Origin of the sequence: Microbacterium sp. KR10-403 (genome assembly GCF_040196215.1) — a bacterium.
Taxonomy (GTDB): domain Bacteria; phylum Actinomycetota; class Actinomycetes; order Actinomycetales; family Microbacteriaceae; genus Microbacterium.
The window spans coordinates 149,067-166,335 of record NZ_JBEGDC010000001.1; the positions used below are offsets into that span (position 1 = coordinate 149,067).

Here is a 17,269-nt window from a genome sequence, read left to right on the forward strand (position 1 = left end):
CGAACCAGTGGACACGGCGCGCAATCTGATATAGGTTGTCGTCAGCAACATTTGATCTCTGCGCCGCGAAGGAGCGTCATGGTCACCCCCACCCCCGCCGACAAGTTCACGTTCGGCCTCTGGACGATCGGCTACAACGGAACCGACCCGTTCGGCGGTCCGACCCGTCCCGCCCTCGACGTCGTGCACGCCGTCGAGAAGCTCGCCGAGCTCGGCGCGTACGGTCTCACGTTCCACGATGACGACCTGTTCGCGTTCGGCTCGACCGACGCCGAGCGCCAGACCCAGATCGACCGCCTCACGCAGGTGCTGGCCGACACCGGCCTGGTCGTGCCGATGGTCACCACCAACCTGTTCAGCCCGCCCGTCTTCAAGGACGGCGGCTTCACCTCCAACGACCGCGCGGTGCGTCGCTACGCGCTGCGCAAGGTGCTGCGCCAGATCGACCTCGGCGCCGAGCTGGGCGCCAAGACGCTCGTCATGTGGGGCGGCCGCGAGGGCGCCGAGTACGACGCGGCCAAGGACATCCGCCAGGCGCTCGAGCGCTACCGCGAGGGCGTCAACCTGCTGTCGGAGTACGTCATCGACAAGGGCTACGACATCCGCTTCGCGATCGAGCCGAAGCCGAACGAGCCCCGCGGCGACATCCTGCTGCCGACCGTCGGGCACGCGCTCGCGTTCATCGGCTCGCTCGAGCACCCCGACATGGTGGGCCTGAACCCCGAGGTCGGGCACGAGCAGATGGCCGGCCTGAACTTCGCCGCCGGCATCGCGCAGGCGCTGTACCACGACAAGCTGTTCCACATCGACCTGAACGGCCAGCGCGGCATCAAGTACGACCAGGACCTCGTCTTCGGCCACGGCGACCTGCACAACGCGTTCGCGCTGGTCGACCTGCTCGAGAACGGCGGCCCGAACGGCGGCCCGGCGTACGAGGGCCCGCGTCACTTCGACTACAAGCCTTCGCGCACCGAGGACGAGAACGGCGTCTGGGACTCGGCCGCCGCGAACATGCGCACGTACCTGCTGCTCAAGGAGCGGGCCGCGGCCTTCCGCGCCGACCCCGAGGTGAAGGAGGCCCTGGCCGCCGCACGCGTGCCCGAGCTGACCCAGCCGACCCTGGGCGAGGGCGAGGGCTACGCCGAGCTGCTGGCCGACCGGTCGGCGTTCGAGGACTTCGACCCGTGGGTGTACTTCGGCGGCAAGGGCTTCGGCTTCGTGCGTCTGCAGCAGCTGGCGACCGAGCACCTGCTCGGCGCGCGCTGAGGCCTGCGGTGGGGCACCGTGACGCGGCGCCCCACCCCGACCCGCCCGTGAGAGTGCAGCTGGTGGACGAGGAGTAGGGAAGCACCCGCTCCCTCGTCCACCCGCTGCACTTTCACCGAGAAGGACCCGACACGGGGAGAGGACAGACATGGCGCTGGTCGCAGGAGTCGACTCGTCGACGCAGTCGTGCAAGGTCGTGGTGATGGATGCCGCGACCGGCGAGATCGTGCGCCAGGGGCGCGGCACGCACCCCGACGGCACCGAGGTCGACCCGTCGGCCTGGTGGCAGGCGCTGCAGGCCGCGATCGCCGAGGCCGGCGGTCTCGACGATGTCGAGGCCTGGTCGATCGGCGGCCAGCAGCACGGCATGGTCGTGCTCGACGAGGCCGGCGAGGTCATTCGCCCCGCCCTGCTGTGGAATGACACCCGGTCGGCGGGTGCGGCATCCGACCTCATCCGCGAGTTCGGCGCCGACGAGCTCGCCGCCCGTACCGGCCTCGTGCCCGTCGCGTCGTTCACGATCACCAAGCTGCGCTGGCTGCGCGATGCCGAGCCCGAGAACGCCGCGCGCGTCGCCGCCATCGCCCTGCCGCACGACTGGCTGACGTGGCGGCTGCGCGGCTTCGGCCCCGAGAACCCCGACTTCGGTGAGCTGGTCACCGACCGCTCCGACGCGTCGGGCACCGGATACTGGGGCCCCGACGGATACGACCGCGAGCTCCTCTCCGCCGCGCTCGGGCATGACGCGGCGCTGCCGCGCGTGCTCGGACACGACGGGTGGGTGCAGGATGCCGCGGGTCGCCGCGTCGCGCCCGGAGCCGGCGACAACGCGGGCGCGGCGCTGGGCGTCGGCGCGGGCCCGGGTGACGCCGTGGTCTCGATCGGCACGAGCGGCACCGTGTTCGCCGTGAGCGGTTCACGCGTGATCGATGCGAGCGGCACCGTGGCGGGGTTCGCCTCGGCCGACGGAAACTGGCTGCCCCTGGTGGCGACGATCAACGCCTCGCGGGTGCTCGAGGCGATCGGACGCGTGCTGGGCGTCGATCACACCGGGCTCAGCGCGCTGGCGCTGGCGGCGTCACCGGGGGCGGACGGACTGCACCTCGACCCGTACTTCGAGGGCGAGCGCACGCCGAACCTGCCCGACGCGACGGCCACCCTGAGCGGGATGACGCTCGCATCGACGACCCGCGAGAACGTCGCCCGCGCCGCGGTCGAGGGGATGCTGGGCGGCCTCGCCTACGGGTTGCAGACGCTTCGCGACCTCGGCGTCGACGTGCAGCGCGCGCTGCTGATCGGCGGAGGTGCGCAGTCCGAGGCCGTGCAGCGCATCGCGCCGCAGGTGCTCGGGGTTCCCGTCGCGGTGCCCGCGCCCGCGGAGTACGTCGCGCTGGGCGCGGCGCGGCAGGCCGCCGGCGTGCTCGCGGCCTGAGCTCTTGCGCTCGCGCAGGCCCAGGCGCAGACCCACGCGCAGGCGTAGACCGCCAAATTCACATGAAACTGTCCCGTGCACACCAATCCTCCGGAGGTTTGGGGTGCACGGGACAGTTTGATGTACAGCGGGCGCGACTCGGCGCGCGAGTGCCCGGGTTCGGAGCCCTCACCAGTTGATGCTCCAGAAGCATCAAGACGTGAGCGCCCTCACCACCGGTTGATCAGCCAGGCTTATCAAGACGTGAGCGCAGCGAGAGGTGCTCCCGGCCGGCCGCGGGCCGCGGCATCCACCCGCCCTTCGATACGGTGAACCGTATGGGGGAACGCCGGCCGCTCTACGTCGAGACCCTGATCCGTGCCCCCATGGAGCGGGTGTGGGAGCTCACGCAGAACACCGACGAGCACCCGCGCTGGGACGCCCGGTTCTCGGCGATCATCCCGACGGGGCGGCGGGATGACGGGGCTCAGACGTTCCGGCTATGAGCTCGACCTCGGCATCCACACCATCCGCGGCACCGGCGTCTCGCTCGGCGAGAAGAGCCAGGCGGGCGGCGCGCGCACCTCGGCGCTGCTGTTCGACACCGACGACCGGCTCTCGCCGCTGGGCGCGGGCCGCGGGTACTGGCGCTACGTGCCCCATCCCGAGGGGGTGCGCTTCATCACCGGCTATGACTACGAACCCGGGTACGGCGCGATCGGGCGGGTGCTCGACCGGCTGCTGATCCGGCGCATCGTGTGGCGCATGACGGCCTGGAGCTTCGACCGCCTGCGGCTGTGGGCCGAAGGCGAGGCCGAACCCGAGCAGATCCGGTGGTGGCGGTTCGGCGGGCCGCGCGCCCGCGCACGCAACTGCCTCTCCGAGCCCGAAGGGCGGTCGACCCGGCACGTGATGACCGACGCCCCCGAGGCCCTGACGCGAATCGAGGACCATGACTGACGGGAAGGCACCGGGCGTCTTCGCACGCGGCATCGGCGCCGACTTCGACAAGCTGCACCCGATGATGCAGAGGCGGTTCGGGGTGAGCGTCGCGAACGGGCGCGCGTGCGTCGGCACCGGCGTGATGCACGAGATCCGACGCAGCCCCTGGTGGGCACGGCCCTTTCTGCTGCTGGGCGCGACCCGCAACATCCTCTTTCCCGAATCGGGGTCGGAGGTGCCGTTCCGCATCGACAACGATCCGTACATCGACGACTTCGGTCGCGAGACGGTGACGTTCATCCGCACGATGCAGGTGCGGCCGGGGCGGCGGCGCCGCTTCGACGCCACCATGATCTACAGCGAGCGCCGCAATTGCGTGGTCGACTACCTCGGCACGCACCAGCACCTGCCCGTCGACCTCGGCCTGTCGGTGACCGAGCACGGCGGGCTGCGTCTGGTCTCGGGCGAGCAGCGCTTCTACGAGGGGCCGATCGCGTTTCGCTTCCCCCTCTTGCTCAGCGGTCGCGCCCACCTCACCGAGCACTACGACGACGAGCGCGGGTGCTACGTGATCGATCTCGAGGTGCGCAATCGCGTCGTCGGCCTGCTGTTCGGCTATCGCGGCGAGTTCACGTGTGAGTTCCCGGATGCCGCAGACATGCCGGTATCGCTGAAACCGTACCGCGAGGAGCTGCGCGAGTGACCGGCCGCTCCGCGAGGTCGGTCTTCTTCGCGGCGCTCGGCCCGGCGGCCGACGGGCTGCGCCCGGAGTGCCGCGACTATGCGGCCGGACCGGTCGACCGGATCGTCGGCGCGGGGGTGTTCGAGGTCGTCGGCAGCCGCTTCGGCCGGCTCGGGCTGCTGATGCGTCCGTTCGTCGGGCCGCGGCTGCTGATGACCGCGCACGGGTATGACGTGCCCTTCCGTGTCGAGAACCGCCTCGTCGAGACGGCCGACGGTGCGGTCGAACTGCACGCCACCCGCACCGTGCACTTCGCACGCGGAGACCAGGAGTTCGTCGACCTGCTGCGCGGGGGCGACGAGCCCGGCACGCTCACGAACGTGCTCGGTGACGCACGCCGCGTCGAGCTGCGGCTGCGGGTCTCGGTCACCGATGAGGGGTACCTTCGCCTGCGCTCCGAACGCGCGTGGCTGCGGCTGGCCGGACTGCGCATCCCTCTTCCGCGCGTGCTCTCCGTGCGCGTCGAAGTGACCGATGGCTTCGACGCGGCGACCGGCCGGCAGACCGTCGCGGCTCGCGCAGCGAACCCGCTGCTCGGCACCGTCCTGGAGTACCGCGGGTCGTTCGTGTGGCGACGGGAGCCGTAGCGGCCACTCTCGTTGTCAGACATAGGTAGTACAATCGTCGTATGCGAAGCGTGACCAAGCGCGAGCTCAATCAGAACACGGCGGCGGTCCTCGCTGAGGCCGCGTCAGCGGACGGCCTCGTCGTCACCGAACGCGGCAAGCCGCAGTGGCGCATCAGCGTCTTCCGCGAAGAGGAGTCGCCGCTCACCCGCCTCGAGAGCGAGGGCCGCTACACGCCACCGTCGGCCTCCCCTGCACCGTGGCCGGAGACACCGGGCGGCCCCGCGTACACCGACGCCGACGTCGAGGCCCTGCTCGACGAACTGCGCGGAGACCACTGACCGGTGGAACTCGTCTATCTGGACTCTTCGGTCGCCCTGCGCACGATCCTCGATGTGCCGGAACGCATGCGGCTCCAGTCATGGATGGCGCGTGCCGACACTGTCCATGTGTCATCCCGGCTCCTGCGCACCGAGATTGTTCGGGTGCTCCGGCGCGACTCGCGACCGTTGAGAGACGCAGCGCCCCTGCTCGACCGCGTCGGCCTGCTCGACATCACGCGAGAGACGCACAGCATCGCCGAATCCATTGAGCGCCACGTCAAGACCCTCGACGCGCTGCACGTGGCGACCGCGCTGCTCATCGGCGAGCCCGTGACCGTCGCGAGCCACGACAGCACGATGAAGAATGTCGCCGCGCACCTCGGGCTGGCGGTCGTCGACCCCGTCGAAGATTCTCCGCGAGGCTGAACAGGGCGAAGGACGGCTAGCGCGACGGCCCGGGTGAAGGTGCCGGACTCGGGCTCGGCGCCGCGCGCTTCGTCGCCTCCCCCTTCGACGGTGACGGCGGCGTTACCCGCGTCGCGTCATACTCGACCGCAGTGACGGAGGTCGCGCCGCGCAGCTCACCGAGCACGGACCGCATGCGCGTGGCGCGGGGGTCGGCCGTGGCATCCACCATCTTCGCGGTCGCGACGTAGGCGGTCAGGTGATGCGCGGCGTCGGTGAGATCGCCCAGCTGAGCCCCCGGCGTGCCCGCCCGCTCGACGACCATGCTGCCCTCGCCGCCCACGCGCGCGTCGGATCCGCCGCCGGCCAGGCTCTGCACGACGTCATCGGTGTGCCGCAGCTGCACGCTCAGCGTCTCGTCGCCGACCGCCGCCTCGGTGGGCGAACCCGCGGTCGCCAGGAGCGGCACCTCGTACCCGCCCTGCACGGTGAGCCAGTCGGCGATCAGTCCGCCCTGCGAGTGCCCGAACAGGTAGACGCGCGCGCCGGCCGGAACCCCCGCATCCACCATCGCGGCCTTCACCGCCTCGTACGCCGCCGAGTCTTGCCCGAAGTACATCTGGAGGTTCGAGGTCATGTCCCACGGGTCCGTGCCGTCGGCGAGCGGCGAGAACTCGCGCGTCCCCGCGAGATACACGGCGTAGCGCATGGTGCCGTCGGGCATCGTGTACGTCTCGATGCGCACACGCGCATCGTCGTGCGGAATGCGCCCGAGCGCGTCGGCGAGGCCGTCGGGCGAAGCCACATCGGCCTCGGTCGCCGTCCGTCGCACGCGCGCCGCGGCGCCGCTGGGCACCAGCCGCGAACCGGGCGCGATCGTGCCCGCGTGCAGCCGCCGGATCAGCGCCTGCGCGCCCTGCGCGATCTCGGGCAGCGCACCCGCCGCGCCCAGCAGCGCGAGCGCCGCGAGCGGCGACACCATCGCGGTCATCGCCCCCACCGCGGGAGTGCCGAGGTTGTCGTCATCGGTGAGCGCGGCACCGACCTCGAGGTCACGCGCGGCCGAGGCCTCGTCGGCGCGCGCGACGGCGTCGGGATGCCGCAGCCCGAACGCCAGCAGTGCCGTCGCCGCCCCCGCGACCCGCCCGGGGGTCGCCCGGATCGCGGCCCGCGCCCGCAGCTCGACCACCTCGTGGGTGTCGGCCGCCGCACGCAGATCGGCGGCGATGGCATCGAGGTCGTCGAGCTGCGCATCGGTGATCCACGATGACTGCTGGATCTCGTGCGCGGTCGTCCGCACCGGGCCGCCGATGGCGCCCAGCGCGTCGATGCGACGCGCCGCATCGCCCAGCCGATCGCGGGCGTCACGGACGCGCGCCGACAGCGCGGCACAGCGGGCGGCGGCCGCGCGCAGCGTCTGCGTGTCGACCGCGACCACCCCGCCGTCGCGGATGTCGATGTCATCGCTCATCACCCGGCTCCGGCGAGGGATGCCGCGCGCCCGGCCCGCGCGACGCGCAGGCTCTCGCACTCGTCGGCGAGCCGCGCCGCCAGCTGCGCCATCGCGTCGTCCCACGCGCCGAGGCGCCGGCGGAACCGGCGCATCGTGTCGCACTCCCACGCGGTCGCATCGGCGATCGCGATGCCCTCGGCGCGCATCGCCGGCAGTGTCTCGACGACCTCCCAGAGTGCGGCCAGCGCGGCATCCAACGTCATCAGCACGGGGTCCATGTCTTCGAGGCTGACAGCGGCCGCGGCATCCCGAACCGTCCACTCCCGGATCTGTGGACAACCCGCCCCGATGCCGACGGTGGGGAGGAACCGGCCCGAAATCCGGGGCCGCGGCATCCCGACTCACCAGAATGGAAGCATGACCAGTGGTTCCGCTCCGTTCCGGGTGGTGTTCGTCTGCACCGGGAACATCTGCCGCTCGCCGATGGCCGAGGTGGTGTTCCGCTGGTTCGCCGAATCGGTCGGGCTCGGCGACCGCGTGGTCTCGTCGAGCGCGGGTACCGGCGACTGGCACGTCGGCGAGCGCGCCGACCGACGCACCCTGGCGGCGCTGCAACGGCACGACTTCGACGCATCCACGCACCGGGCCCGCCAGTTCTCGTACCGCGACTTCGACGACAACGATCTCGTCGTGGCGCTCGACACGGGGCACGAGCGCGTGCTGCACGAGTGGGCGCGCGACGACGAGGACGAGGCGAAGATCGCCCTGTTGCGCTCGTTCGATCCGAATGCGCACGGGGCGCTCGATGTGCCCGACCCCTACTATGCGGCTCCCGAGATGTTCGACGACGTGCTCGGTATGATCGAGAGTGCGTGCCGGGCGCTCTTCCGGCAACTCGAACCCGCGATCCGCGCCACCGATTGAGTCGTGGCGCGCCGGCCGGACGGGAGACCCGTGACCACTCTGCCCCCTCAGCCCCTGAGCCCTCTCGACGGCCGTTACCGCGACGTGGTCGCAGGCCTCGCCGAGCACCTGTCGGAGGCGGGCCTGAACCGCGCCCGCGTCGAGGTCGAGGTCGAGTGGCTGATCACGCTCACCGACCGTTCACTGTTCGGCACGACGCCGCTCGCGGATGCCGACAAAGAGCGCCTGCGCGCGCTCTATGAGGACTTCGGCCAGGCCGAGATCGACTGGCTCGCCGCGAAGGAGGCGGTCACCCGCCACGACGTGAAGGCCGTCGAGTACCTCGTGCGCGACCGCCTCTCGACGCTGGGGCTCGACGCGGTCGCCGAGCTCACGCACTTCGCCTGCACGAGCGAAGACATCAACTCGACCTCGTACGCCCTCACCGTGCAGCGCGCGGTCACCGGTGTGTGGCTGCCCAAGCTGCGCGAGGTCATCGCCCGGCTGCGTGGCCTCGCCATCGAGCACGCCGACGCGCCGATGCTCTCGCGCACCCACGGGCAGCCGGCCACCCCGTCGACCATGGGCAAGGAACTGGCCGTGTTCGCGTGGCGCCTCGAGCGCGTGGCCGCCCAGATCGAGAGCGGCGAGTACCTCGCGAAGTTCTCGGGGGCGACCGGCACCTGGTCGGCGCATCTGGCCGCCGAGCCGTCCGTCGACTGGCAGGCGCTGTCGAAGGGGTTCATCGAGGGGCTCGGCATCGGCTTCAATCCGCTGACCACCCAGATCGAGTCGCACGACTGGCAGGTCGAGCTGTACGACCGCGCACGGCATGCCGGCGGCATCCTGCACAACCTGGCGACGGACGTCTGGACGTACATCTCACTCGGATTCTTCGCGCAGATCCCGGTGGCCGGCGCCACGGGCTCGTCGACGATGCCGCACAAGATCAACCCGATCCGCTTCGAGAACGCCGAGGCGAACCTCGAGATCTCGGGCGGACTGTTCACGACGCTCGCCTCGACGCTCGTGACCTCGCGCATGCAACGCGACCTGACCGACTCGACCACGCAGCGCAACATCGGCGTCGCGTTCGGGCACTCGCTGCTCGCGCTCGACAACCTCCTGCGGGGGCTTGACACCATCTCGCTGTCGCGCGAGGTGCTGCTGGCCGATCTCGACGCGAACTGGGAGGTGCTCGCCGAGGCCATCCAGACCGTGGTGCGCGGCGAGATCGCCGCCGGACACTCGTCGATCACCGACCCGTACGCGCTGCTGAAGGACCTGACCCGCGGCCACCGCGTCGGCGCCGAGCAGCTCGCCGAGTTCGTGCAGGGACTGGATATCTCGGATGCCGCGAAGCAGCGCCTTCTCGCGCTGACGCCCGCGACCTACACGGGCGTCGCCGAGCAGCTCGCGCGGGGCTAGGTTCTCGCGCGGGGCTCGCGGACCCGGACTCCGTCGCGCTACTGAGATTCGCAAACGCGCATGAGAATCGCGGGCGCGAACGTCAAAAGCGACAGCGCGAGGAGAGGAGCCGCGTCGAGAACGGGCGCGAACGCAGGAAACGGGCGCGAACGCAGGAAAGAGGCGCGCGAGCGCAGGGGAAGCGGAGTGGATGCCGCGCCCAGGGCTCAGCGACCGGGCTGAGAGTCGCCCTCGGTCGACCCGCCGTCGTCGGGCTTGCCCGCACCGGCCTGACCAGCACCGGCCTGACCAGCACCGGCCTGACCCGCAGCATCATGGCCCGCGGCATCCCGCGCCGCGGCATCCCGGCCCGCGGCATCCCGGCCCGCGGCATCCCGCGCCGCAGCCTCCCGCTCGACGGCCTCATCCCGCGCGACGAGCACGGGCTTGTCGACGGGGTGGGCGATCTGGTCGGGCTGCACCACGAGCAGCAGCAGCGCGATGACGACGACCGTGACGACGAACGTGATGCCCGCGACGATGCCGCCCACGACGAGCGCGTGAGCCGATTCGCCGGGGTACCGCTTCTGGAAGAAGCCCATCGACACGAGGGTGACGACGCCGGCGAACAGCGCGGCGATGAGGGCGAGCCCGAGCAGCTGCGCGGGCTTCATCAGGTCACGACGGGTGGGGCGCTGGTCGCTCACGCGGCACCTCCGGATTGCTCATCGGACACGGCCGCGACCGGGTCCTTTCGGGGAGAGAAGCCGGCGATCCCGAGGTAGACGGCAGCGATCGCGGCGTAGGCGCCGAAGATCCCGACGCCGATGGTGATGCCGGTGAGGGTGAAGGTCTGGTGCGCCTCGGCGACCGTGTAGTTCAGGGCATAGCCGGCCGGCACGCACAGCAGGGCGAGCGCGAGCACGACGCCCAGGGCACCGACGAAGATCGCGTCGCGCGCTTCGGAACGGGTGGATGCCGCTTCGGCACGTCGATCGCGCAGCCCGATGATGCCCTCGACCACGCCGATGAGCACACCCCACACGGCGATCAGCACGAAGAACGTCGTGTCGCTGCGCAGCGTCGCGACACCCGCGACCATGCCGGCGACGAGGTCGACGGCGCCGAGCAGCACGATGCGGCCGCGACGTCCGGACGGGTAGACGATCCACGCGGCGGCGATCATGATGAACGCGCTCAGGATCGCGAACCCGCTGAACACCGACAGGCCGAGCGCCGCCGAGTGGTCGGACGAGAACGTGATCATCGCGGCGGCGATCGCGGCAACGACCGCGCGCGCGATCTGCAGGTGGCGCACCTCGAACGGGCGGCGCGCGGCGGAGGCAGAAGACACGGCGGATCCTCGAGGGAAGGGGCTCGCAGAGCGCGAGACGGACCCCACCAGTCTAAGTCGTGCGCCGCGACCGGGGGTTCAGCAAGGGATCAGGCCAGCGCGTGCTCGAGGTCGGCGACGAGGTCGCCCGCATCTTCGAGCCCGATCGACAGCCGCACGATGTCGGCGCCGGGCCGCGCGTCGGGCGCGACATGCCGGTGGCTGATGGCGGCCGGATGCTGCACGAGCGAGTCCACTCCCCCGAGCGAGACCGCATGCGTGAAGATCCGCAGGCGCGAGGTGAACCGCTCGGCGGCGTCGTATCCGCCGCGCAGTGCGATCGCGACCATGGCGCCCGGCCCGCGCAGCTGCGTGCCGAGGATGCCGGTGGTGTCTTCGTCGGGATAGTAGACGTGCGAGACGGCGGGATGCCGCCGCAAGAACGCCGCCACGGCGCGCGCGTTCTCCTGCTGGGCGCGCATGCGCACCGGCAGGGTTGTCAGTCCGCGGTGGAGGAGGTATCCGGCCAGCGGATGCAGCACCGACCCCGTCGCCGTGCGCACCCGGCGCAGCGCGATCGCGGTCTCGGCATCGCACGCGATGGCGCCCGCGATCACGTCGCCATGTCCGCCGATGTACTTCGTCGCGCTGTGCAGACTCAGGCGCGCCCCGTGCGCGAGCGGATTCTGCAGCACGGGAGTTGCGAACGTGTTGTCGACGAGCACCGGCACCTCCCCCGCCTGGGCGACGACCGCCGCGATGTCGACGAGGTCGAGGGTGGGGTTGGCGGGGGTCTCCATGATGACGAGGCCGGTGTCGGGGCGGATCGCCCGGCCCACGGCATCCACTCCGCAGAACGTGTGCTCGATGCCCAGCAGCTCTCCCGCGAGCAGCGAGTCGGTGCCGCCGTACAGCGGACGCACCCCGACCACGTGCCGCTTGCCGGTCGCCGCGCACAGGGCGAGTACCGCGGCGGTGACCGCGGCCATGCCCGACGCGAACGCCACGGCCTCGTCGCCGCTCTCAAGGGCGGCGAGCGCCTGCTCGAAGCGGGCGACCGTCGGGTTCCAGAGGCGCCCATAGACGTTGCTGCCGTCTTCGGGCGGACGCCGCCCACCCGTGAGCGCCTCGTATGAGTCGCCGCCGCGCTCGATGTCGGGCAGCGGGTTGGTCGACGACAGGTCGATCGGCAGCGCGTGCACGCCGAGCTCGGCGAGCCCCTCGCGCCCCGCGTGCACGGCCACGGTGTCGGGGTGGAGATCGGGCTCGCTCATGCGACAACGATATCCGGGGGTGGATGCCGCGCCCCGGCGCCCGCGTCACACCGTGACACCCGGCATCCCGGCCCGCCTGCCCCACGGCGGGGCCCGCATCTGTCGCTCCTGCACGGCCGCCGCGCAAACCGTGCGCAACAGCGACAGATCTGCGCGCCTCGGCCCGGGACTTCCCTCCTACGATCGGCGGATGACGAAAAACGACATCACGTTACCGCCGTCGCGCGGGCTGCCGCCGGGCCCTCCTACTGTCTCGTCATGACATCCCTCTCCCCGCGCTCGCGCGTCCTCATCGAGGCCGACGAGACCGTCCCGGTCGATGCGCTGTTCGTCGAGGCGCGCTTCCACTCCCCGGACGGCGAATGGTCACCGGCCATCCCCGGCGCCGTGCTCGCGACGCTCGACAACGGAGTGCTCGCCGGGCGGCCGCGGCCGGATGCCGGCCGGTACCCGTTGCCCGACCCCGACACGCTCGCAGACGCGCTCAGCCGATGGGGCGCGGATCCCGAGCGCCCCGTCATCGTGTATGCCGTCGACCTCGACCCCGACGACGCGAAGACGGCCGCCCGCGGGTGGTTCGTCTTCCGCAACGCGGGCCTGCGCGACGTCCGTGTGCTCGACGGCGGCGCGGCCGCCTGGAGTGCCGCTCGACGCGCACCGGCGTCGGCCGGAACGCCGGCCGCGGGGCCGGCCGACGTCACGCCGATCGACGCCGCACAAGCCGCCGAGTTCGGCCGCGCGGCGACCCTTCTCGACGCCCGCCCCTACCGCGCATTCGCCGAGGGGCACATCCCCGGCGCCACCAGCGCTCCGGGTGGCGAGGTGTTCGACGACGGGCGCCTGCTGCCGCCCGAGCGCCTTGCGGAGTGGGCTGCCTCGGTGGGCGTGCGGGGCGGTGCGCCGGTGGCCGCGTACTGCGGCGGCGGCGTCGCGGCCGCCGGCACGGTCTTCGCGCTGGCGGCCCTCGGGATCACCGCCCCGCTGTACGTCGGCTCGTGGTCGCACTGGTCCCGGCAGGGGCTGCCCTCCGAGGCCTGACCCGGTCAGAGGAAGTACTCGGGGTCGTCGAGCGGGTCTTCGAACTCACGCAGGATCCGATACACCTCCGACTCCAGGGCGATGAGCTCGGGGTCGCCGTGCAGCCGCGGGCGCGCGGCCCGCACCGGCAACTCGGCCCGGATGCGCCCGGGGCGCGCGGAGAGCACCACGATCCGGTCGGCCAGGTACACGGCCTCGCCCACGTCATGCGTGACGAACACGACGGTGCGGCGCTGCTCGGACCAGAGCTCCAGCAGATCCTCCTGCAACTGGACCCGGGTCAGGTGATCGAGCGCTCCGAAGGGCTCGTCCATCAACAGCACGTCCGGCTCCTGCGTCAGTGCGCGGGCGATTCCCGCCCGCTGCCGCATCCCACCCGAGAGCTCTCCCGGATAGCTCTCGACGAAGTCGCCGAGCCCCACGCGCTCGAGCTGCCGCCGGGCGCGCCCCTCCCGTTCTCGGCGCGGCACCCCCGCGATCTCCAGAGGCAGGGCGACATTGCGCAGCACCGTCCGCCAGGGGTACAGCGCGGCATCCTGGAACACCACCCCGACATCGGGCCGTGGCGCCTCGACGGTCTCACCGCCGAAGGCGACCCGCCCCGCGTCGGGGCACTGGAGGCCGGCGAGCAGCTCCAGCAGGGTGCTCTTGCCGCAGCCGCTCGGGCCCAGAAGCACGAGGAACTCGCCGTCCTGCACCTCGAGATCGATGTCGTCGAGCGCGAGGGTGGTCCGTGCCGCCGATTCGAACCGGCGCGTGACGCCCGAGACGGTGAACACGGCGCTCATCATTCACCCGCCGTCTGGGGGTCGGGGTACGTGAAGGGCTTCACGAACTCCTTCGGGATGAAGTCGAGGTCGACGTACTTGCGCGTGTCATACCGCTCCTTCTGGTGACCGACCTCGATCTCGATGTCCTGGCTGGCGTCGATCGCGTCGAGATCAAGGTTCGCGTTGTCCTCCCAGATCACGTCCTCGAGGGAGATCGCCTTCGCCACGGCGTCGGGGTTGATCGACGGCAGATGCTTCTTCAGCCACGGGAGGTACTCGTCGTAATGCGCCTTCGCGTAGTCATACGACTCGTAGTAGGCCTTCAGTGTCTTGCGCAGCAGCTCGGGCTGGTCGGCGATGGTCTTCGTACCGGCGATGAGATCACCCGTCTGATAGGTGGGCAGGTACTCCCAGCCGCGCGCGAGCGTCGTCGTGGTCCCCTCGATCTCGCCGAGGGCGGCGAAGGGCTGATGGATGATCGTCGCGTCGACGCGGCCCGTCGTGACGGCGCCGTACGCCGTCTCGTTCACGCCTGATGCGACCGTCGTCACATCGGACGCCGACAGGCCGTGCGCCTTGAGGATCTCGAGCGCGTACGTCTCCATCCCCGATCCCGCGACCGCGATGCCGACCGTCTTCCCCTTGAGGTCTTCGATGCTGTTGATGCCCTTGCGCGCGATCAGCCAGAAGGGCCCCTTGGTGCGGAATCCGGCGCCGACGATGCGGATGGGGGCGCCGGATGCCGCGGCCCGCAGGTGGCTCGTGGTCGGGCCGAAGGCGATCGTGACGTCGCCGGCTCCCGCGGAGACGACCGTGTCGTCGGTCTGGACCCAATCGACCGTGAGCCCGTTCTTCTTGAAGATGCCGTGCTCCTCGCCGTACCGCAGGGGAAGCTGCGAATACTCGGTGGCGTCGGGCAGGCGGACGGTCTGCAGCCCGTCCGCGGGGGCCGCCTCGGCGGCGGCGCAGGATGAGAGGGCCAGGGCGGTTGCCGCGGCGAGGACGATCGCGCCGAGCGCGCGTGCAGGTCGGAACATGGTGACTCCTTGGTGTGGTGGTGCAGTGGGTCAGCGATGCTTCCAGCGAAGGAAGAACCGTCGTTCGAGGGCGTTCACGATGCCGATGATCGCGACCGCGAAGAGGGTGACGTAGATGATGAGCGCGAACAGGCTCGGAGTGTCGTAGAGCCCGACCGCACGTTCGACGAGGTAGCCCAGGCCGCCGGTGGAGGCGACCATCTCGGCGAAGATCGTGATCACGAGGATGCCGGCGGCCTCGATCCGCACGGCCGTCACGATCGACGCCGTGGCCGAGGGCAGGATGACCTTTCGCACGATCTGCGCACGGGTGGCGCCGGCCGCCCGCGCGACCTTGACGTGCTTCTCATCGACGTTCTTGATGCCGGCCATCGTGTTGAACAGCGGCACGAACAGCGAGAAGAGGAACACGACCGCGATCTTGTGGCCGATGCCGAGGCCCAGGTAGAGCGTGAGCAGCGGAATCAGCGTGACCTTCGGCACCGCGTACACGGCGCTGACGAACGGGCTGAAGAACTGCTCGGCCCTGCGTGCGAGCCCGAACCAGATCCCCAGCAGCACGCCCACCGTGACGCCGAGCGTCGTCCCCACGACACCGGCGAACAGCGTGATGCCCGTGTGCAGCAGGAGGTCCTGCTCGGTGAACAGCACCGGGAACTGCGCCAGGACCTGCGTGGGCGAGGCCAGGTACACCGCGGGGACCGTGTGGCTGTCGACCAGCCACTGCGCGAAGGCGAGCAGTGCGACGACGACGAGAACCTGGCCGAGCACCCGGGTGACGGTGGCGCGGCTGACCGCCGGAGTGCGCCGGCGCGCGGTCGGGGCGGCCGCCACCCGCTCAGCCGTCGCCGCCGTCATGCCGCATCGCTCTCGGCCAGGCCGCCCGGCGTCGGGACGAGCGCGTCGTCGGCGGTCCCGAGGTTGCCGGCGAGCGTGTCGGACTCGTACTCGGTGCGGAAGATCCCGCGCTGCTGCAGGAGCGGAACGACCTGATCCACGAAGACGTCGGCGGGACCGCGGTGGTACGGCGGGAACACCTGCACACCGTCCAGCGCCTGCTCCTCCAAGTGGGTTTCCAACCACTGGGCGAGGTATGCGGCATCCCCCACCACCGCCCCCTGCGCGTACCGGTGGTTCACCGTGAACCGGTACAGGTCGGCGAGCGTCAGATCCTCGCCGAGGGTCGGGATGACGACATCCCTCAACCACAGCCGATCGTCGTCCTGCAGGCGGTGCTGCCCGGCGATTCGCGTCGACTGGTCGCCGACCAGATCCTTGAGCGTGTCGGGGCCGACCGTGTCGAAGTCGATCAGCGCGGTCACACGCTCGTTCTCGTCGATCTCGCGGAGGTCGAGGCCGAACGCCCGCGAATACGCGGCCGGGAGCTGCGTGGTCACCTGGAACGCCTGGATCTCGCGGAACTTCTCGCGCGCCTCCCGTCGTGTGCCGCCGATGAACGGCGTGATGCCGGGAATGATCTTGAACGCCTCCGGGTCGCGCCCGAGTGCCGCGATGCGATCTTTGTGGGCACGGTACTGCCGGCGGCCACCCTCGAGGCCGAAGTACGGCGAGAACCGCACATGCGCGAGCTCTGCCCCGTATGAGAGGGACTCGCCGGAGGTTCCCACGTGCACGTTGGGGATCTGCGCCTGCACGGGCGGCGGCGCGTTGAGCGGCCCGCGCACCGAGAAGAAGTCGCCGCGGAAGTCGATGCGCCGCCACGATCCCGGACGCACGAGGGTCCCGCCCTCCTTGTCATCGAGGATGAAGTCGCGATCCCAGCTGCCCAGCAGCTGATTGAGCGCGACGGTGAACTCGCGGGCACGCGTGTACTTGGTCTGCTCGGTCGGGATGTTCTCGCCCTCGTAGTTCAGCTCGGGTCCGCCCGACCGGTCGATGCCGAACACGATGTTGAGCGCGGCACGGCCGCGCGAGAAGTTGTCGAGTGTCGCGATCTGCCGCGCGACCGTGAACGGGTGCTCGAACGACGAGTTCACCGAGATGAGGAATCCGACGTTCTTCGTGACCGCGGCGGCGAAACCGCCGAACACGTTGCTGTCCCAGCGATGGATGCGCTGCACGCTGTCGGGTTCGCTGCCCAGCGAGCTGCCCGCGAAGATGTAGTCGAGCTTGCCGCGCTCGGCGATGCGGGCGATGTCGGTGATCACGCTCGGATCGATGAGTCCCTGATTGTTGGCCTCGGGCAGTCGCCAGGCCCGCAGGTCCCAACCCGTGCCGTACGCGGCCAGTCCGATCCGCAGCTTCTTGCGCGTGTGAGCGGTCATGTCCTTCTCCCGTCGTGAGGTGTGAGCTGCGAAGCTAGCCCCACGTCCGACAGGGTCGCGAGCAGTCGTGTCACGCGATGCGTCACTTCGTCATCGGGCGCCTCGCGATGAAAT

At 70.8% G+C, this 17,269-nt stretch carries 20 protein-coding genes; 11 read left to right on the top strand and 9 right to left on the bottom strand.

Translation table 11 applies throughout. The features are described 5' to 3' along the window. Positions 1–78: 78 nt before the first annotated feature. The 8 genes from xylA to ABMQ42_RS00735 all read left to right on the top strand — a co-directional run bounded on the left by xylA (position 79) and on the right by ABMQ42_RS00735 (position 5,676). On the top strand, positions 79–1,266 hold the full coding sequence (xylA, locus tag ABMQ42_RS00700; RefSeq protein ID WP_349720673.1) for a xylose isomerase: 1,188 nt from the start codon (positions 79–81) through the stop codon (positions 1,264–1,266). A 148-nt stretch (positions 1,267–1,414) separates the two neighbouring features. Then, positions 1,415–2,698, top strand: a complete 1,284-nt coding sequence (locus tag ABMQ42_RS00705; protein ID WP_349720674.1) for a xylulokinase — start codon at positions 1,415–1,417, stop codon at positions 2,696–2,698. A gap of 317 nt (positions 2,699–3,015) precedes the next feature. Next, positions 3,016–3,183 (top strand): hypothetical protein, encoded by a 168-nt coding sequence (locus ABMQ42_RS00710; protein ID WP_349720675.1) that lies wholly within the window; start codon positions 3,016–3,018, stop codon positions 3,181–3,183. Then, positions 3,155–3,637: an SRPBCC family protein gene (locus tag ABMQ42_RS00715; RefSeq protein ID WP_349720677.1), complete on the top strand. Its 483-nt coding sequence runs from the start codon at positions 3,155–3,157 to the stop codon at positions 3,635–3,637. Before ABMQ42_RS00710 ends, ABMQ42_RS00715 begins: the two co-directional genes overlap by 29 nt. Continuing rightward, positions 3,630–4,322 carry a DUF4166 domain-containing protein gene (locus ABMQ42_RS00720; RefSeq protein ID WP_349720678.1) on the top strand — a complete coding sequence of 231 codons (693 nt, stop codon included), beginning with the start codon at positions 3,630–3,632 and terminating at the stop codon, positions 4,320–4,322. The genes ABMQ42_RS00715 and ABMQ42_RS00720 overlap by 8 nt, the downstream gene beginning before the upstream one ends. Continuing rightward, positions 4,319–4,948, top strand: coding sequence for a DUF4166 domain-containing protein (locus tag ABMQ42_RS00725; RefSeq protein ID WP_349720679.1), 630 nt, complete (start codon positions 4,319–4,321; stop codon positions 4,946–4,948). The genes ABMQ42_RS00720 and ABMQ42_RS00725 overlap by 4 nt, the downstream gene beginning before the upstream one ends. Before the next feature lie 41 nt (positions 4,949–4,989). Further along, positions 4,990–5,268, top strand: coding sequence for a hypothetical protein (locus ABMQ42_RS00730; protein WP_349720681.1), 279 nt, complete (start codon positions 4,990–4,992; stop codon positions 5,266–5,268). A 3-nt stretch (positions 5,269–5,271) separates the two neighbouring features. Beyond that, a complete protein-coding gene (locus ABMQ42_RS00735; protein WP_349720683.1) occupies positions 5,272–5,676 on the top strand; it encodes a PIN domain-containing protein in 405 nt (134 codons plus the stop codon). A 16-nt stretch (positions 5,677–5,692) separates the two neighbouring features. Here the strand turns inward: ABMQ42_RS00735 and ABMQ42_RS00740 are convergent, their stop codons facing one another. Continuing rightward, a complete protein-coding gene (locus ABMQ42_RS00740; RefSeq protein ID WP_349720685.1) occupies positions 5,693–7,126 on the bottom strand; it encodes a hypothetical protein in 1,434 nt (477 codons plus the stop codon). Continuing rightward, positions 7,126–7,503 carry a hypothetical protein gene (locus tag ABMQ42_RS00745; protein WP_349720686.1) on the bottom strand — a complete coding sequence of 126 codons (378 nt, stop codon included), beginning with the start codon at positions 7,501–7,503 and terminating at the stop codon, positions 7,126–7,128. The genes ABMQ42_RS00740 and ABMQ42_RS00745 overlap by 1 nt, the downstream gene beginning before the upstream one ends. 22 nt (positions 7,504–7,525) lie before the next feature. Here ABMQ42_RS00745 and ABMQ42_RS00750 point away from each other — a divergent pair, with 22 nt between their 5' ends. Next, the gene (locus ABMQ42_RS00750; protein WP_349720688.1) at positions 7,526–8,032 is read left to right on the top strand and encodes a low molecular weight protein-tyrosine-phosphatase; all 507 of its coding nucleotides are present in this window, start codon (positions 7,526–7,528) and stop codon (positions 8,030–8,032) included. Between the two features lie 30 nt (positions 8,033–8,062). Further along, a complete protein-coding gene (gene purB / locus ABMQ42_RS00755) occupies positions 8,063–9,439 on the top strand; it encodes an adenylosuccinate lyase (RefSeq protein ID WP_349720690.1) in 1,377 nt (458 codons plus the stop codon). A gap of 206 nt (positions 9,440–9,645) precedes the next feature. Here purB and ABMQ42_RS00760 read toward each other — a convergent pair whose 3' ends face one another. From ABMQ42_RS00760 to ABMQ42_RS00770, 3 genes are all read right to left on the bottom strand, one after another. Beyond that, positions 9,646–10,125: a hypothetical protein gene (locus ABMQ42_RS00760; RefSeq protein WP_349720691.1), complete on the bottom strand. Its 480-nt coding sequence runs from the start codon at positions 10,123–10,125 to the stop codon at positions 9,646–9,648. Continuing rightward, a complete protein-coding gene (locus ABMQ42_RS00765) occupies positions 10,122–10,772 on the bottom strand; it encodes an acyl-CoA synthetase (protein WP_349720693.1) in 651 nt (216 codons plus the stop codon). The genes ABMQ42_RS00760 and ABMQ42_RS00765 overlap by 4 nt, the downstream gene beginning before the upstream one ends. A gap of 89 nt (positions 10,773–10,861) precedes the next feature. After that, a complete protein-coding gene (locus ABMQ42_RS00770; protein ID WP_349720695.1) occupies positions 10,862–12,025 on the bottom strand; it encodes a trans-sulfuration enzyme family protein in 1,164 nt (387 codons plus the stop codon). Between the two features lie 258 nt (positions 12,026–12,283). Between ABMQ42_RS00770 and ABMQ42_RS00775 the strand changes: the two genes are divergently transcribed. Further along, entirely contained in the window at positions 12,284–13,063 is a 780-nt protein-coding gene (locus tag ABMQ42_RS00775) for a sulfurtransferase (RefSeq protein ID WP_349720696.1), read from the top strand. 5 nt (positions 13,064–13,068) lie between these two features. Here ABMQ42_RS00775 and ABMQ42_RS00780 read toward each other — a convergent pair whose 3' ends face one another. Genes ABMQ42_RS00780 through ABMQ42_RS00795 form a run of 4 tightly spaced genes read right to left on the bottom strand, consistent with a single transcriptional unit; the run spans position 13,069 to position 17,155 of the window. Then, positions 13,069–13,851: an ABC transporter ATP-binding protein gene (locus tag ABMQ42_RS00780; RefSeq protein WP_349720697.1), complete on the bottom strand. Its 783-nt coding sequence runs from the start codon at positions 13,849–13,851 to the stop codon at positions 13,069–13,071. Then, positions 13,851–14,870 (bottom strand): ABC transporter substrate-binding protein, encoded by a 1,020-nt coding sequence (locus tag ABMQ42_RS00785; RefSeq protein WP_349720698.1) that lies wholly within the window; start codon positions 14,868–14,870, stop codon positions 13,851–13,853. Before ABMQ42_RS00785 ends, ABMQ42_RS00780 begins: the two co-directional genes overlap by 1 nt. A 30-nt stretch (positions 14,871–14,900) precedes the next feature. Continuing rightward, positions 14,901–15,728, bottom strand: coding sequence for an ABC transporter permease (locus ABMQ42_RS00790; RefSeq protein WP_349720699.1), 828 nt, complete (start codon positions 15,726–15,728; stop codon positions 14,901–14,903). Then, positions 15,725–17,155: an LLM class flavin-dependent oxidoreductase gene (locus ABMQ42_RS00795; RefSeq protein WP_349720700.1), complete on the bottom strand. Its 1,431-nt coding sequence runs from the start codon at positions 17,153–17,155 to the stop codon at positions 15,725–15,727. The genes ABMQ42_RS00790 and ABMQ42_RS00795 overlap by 4 nt, the downstream gene beginning before the upstream one ends. Positions 17,156–17,269 lie beyond the last annotated feature (114 nt).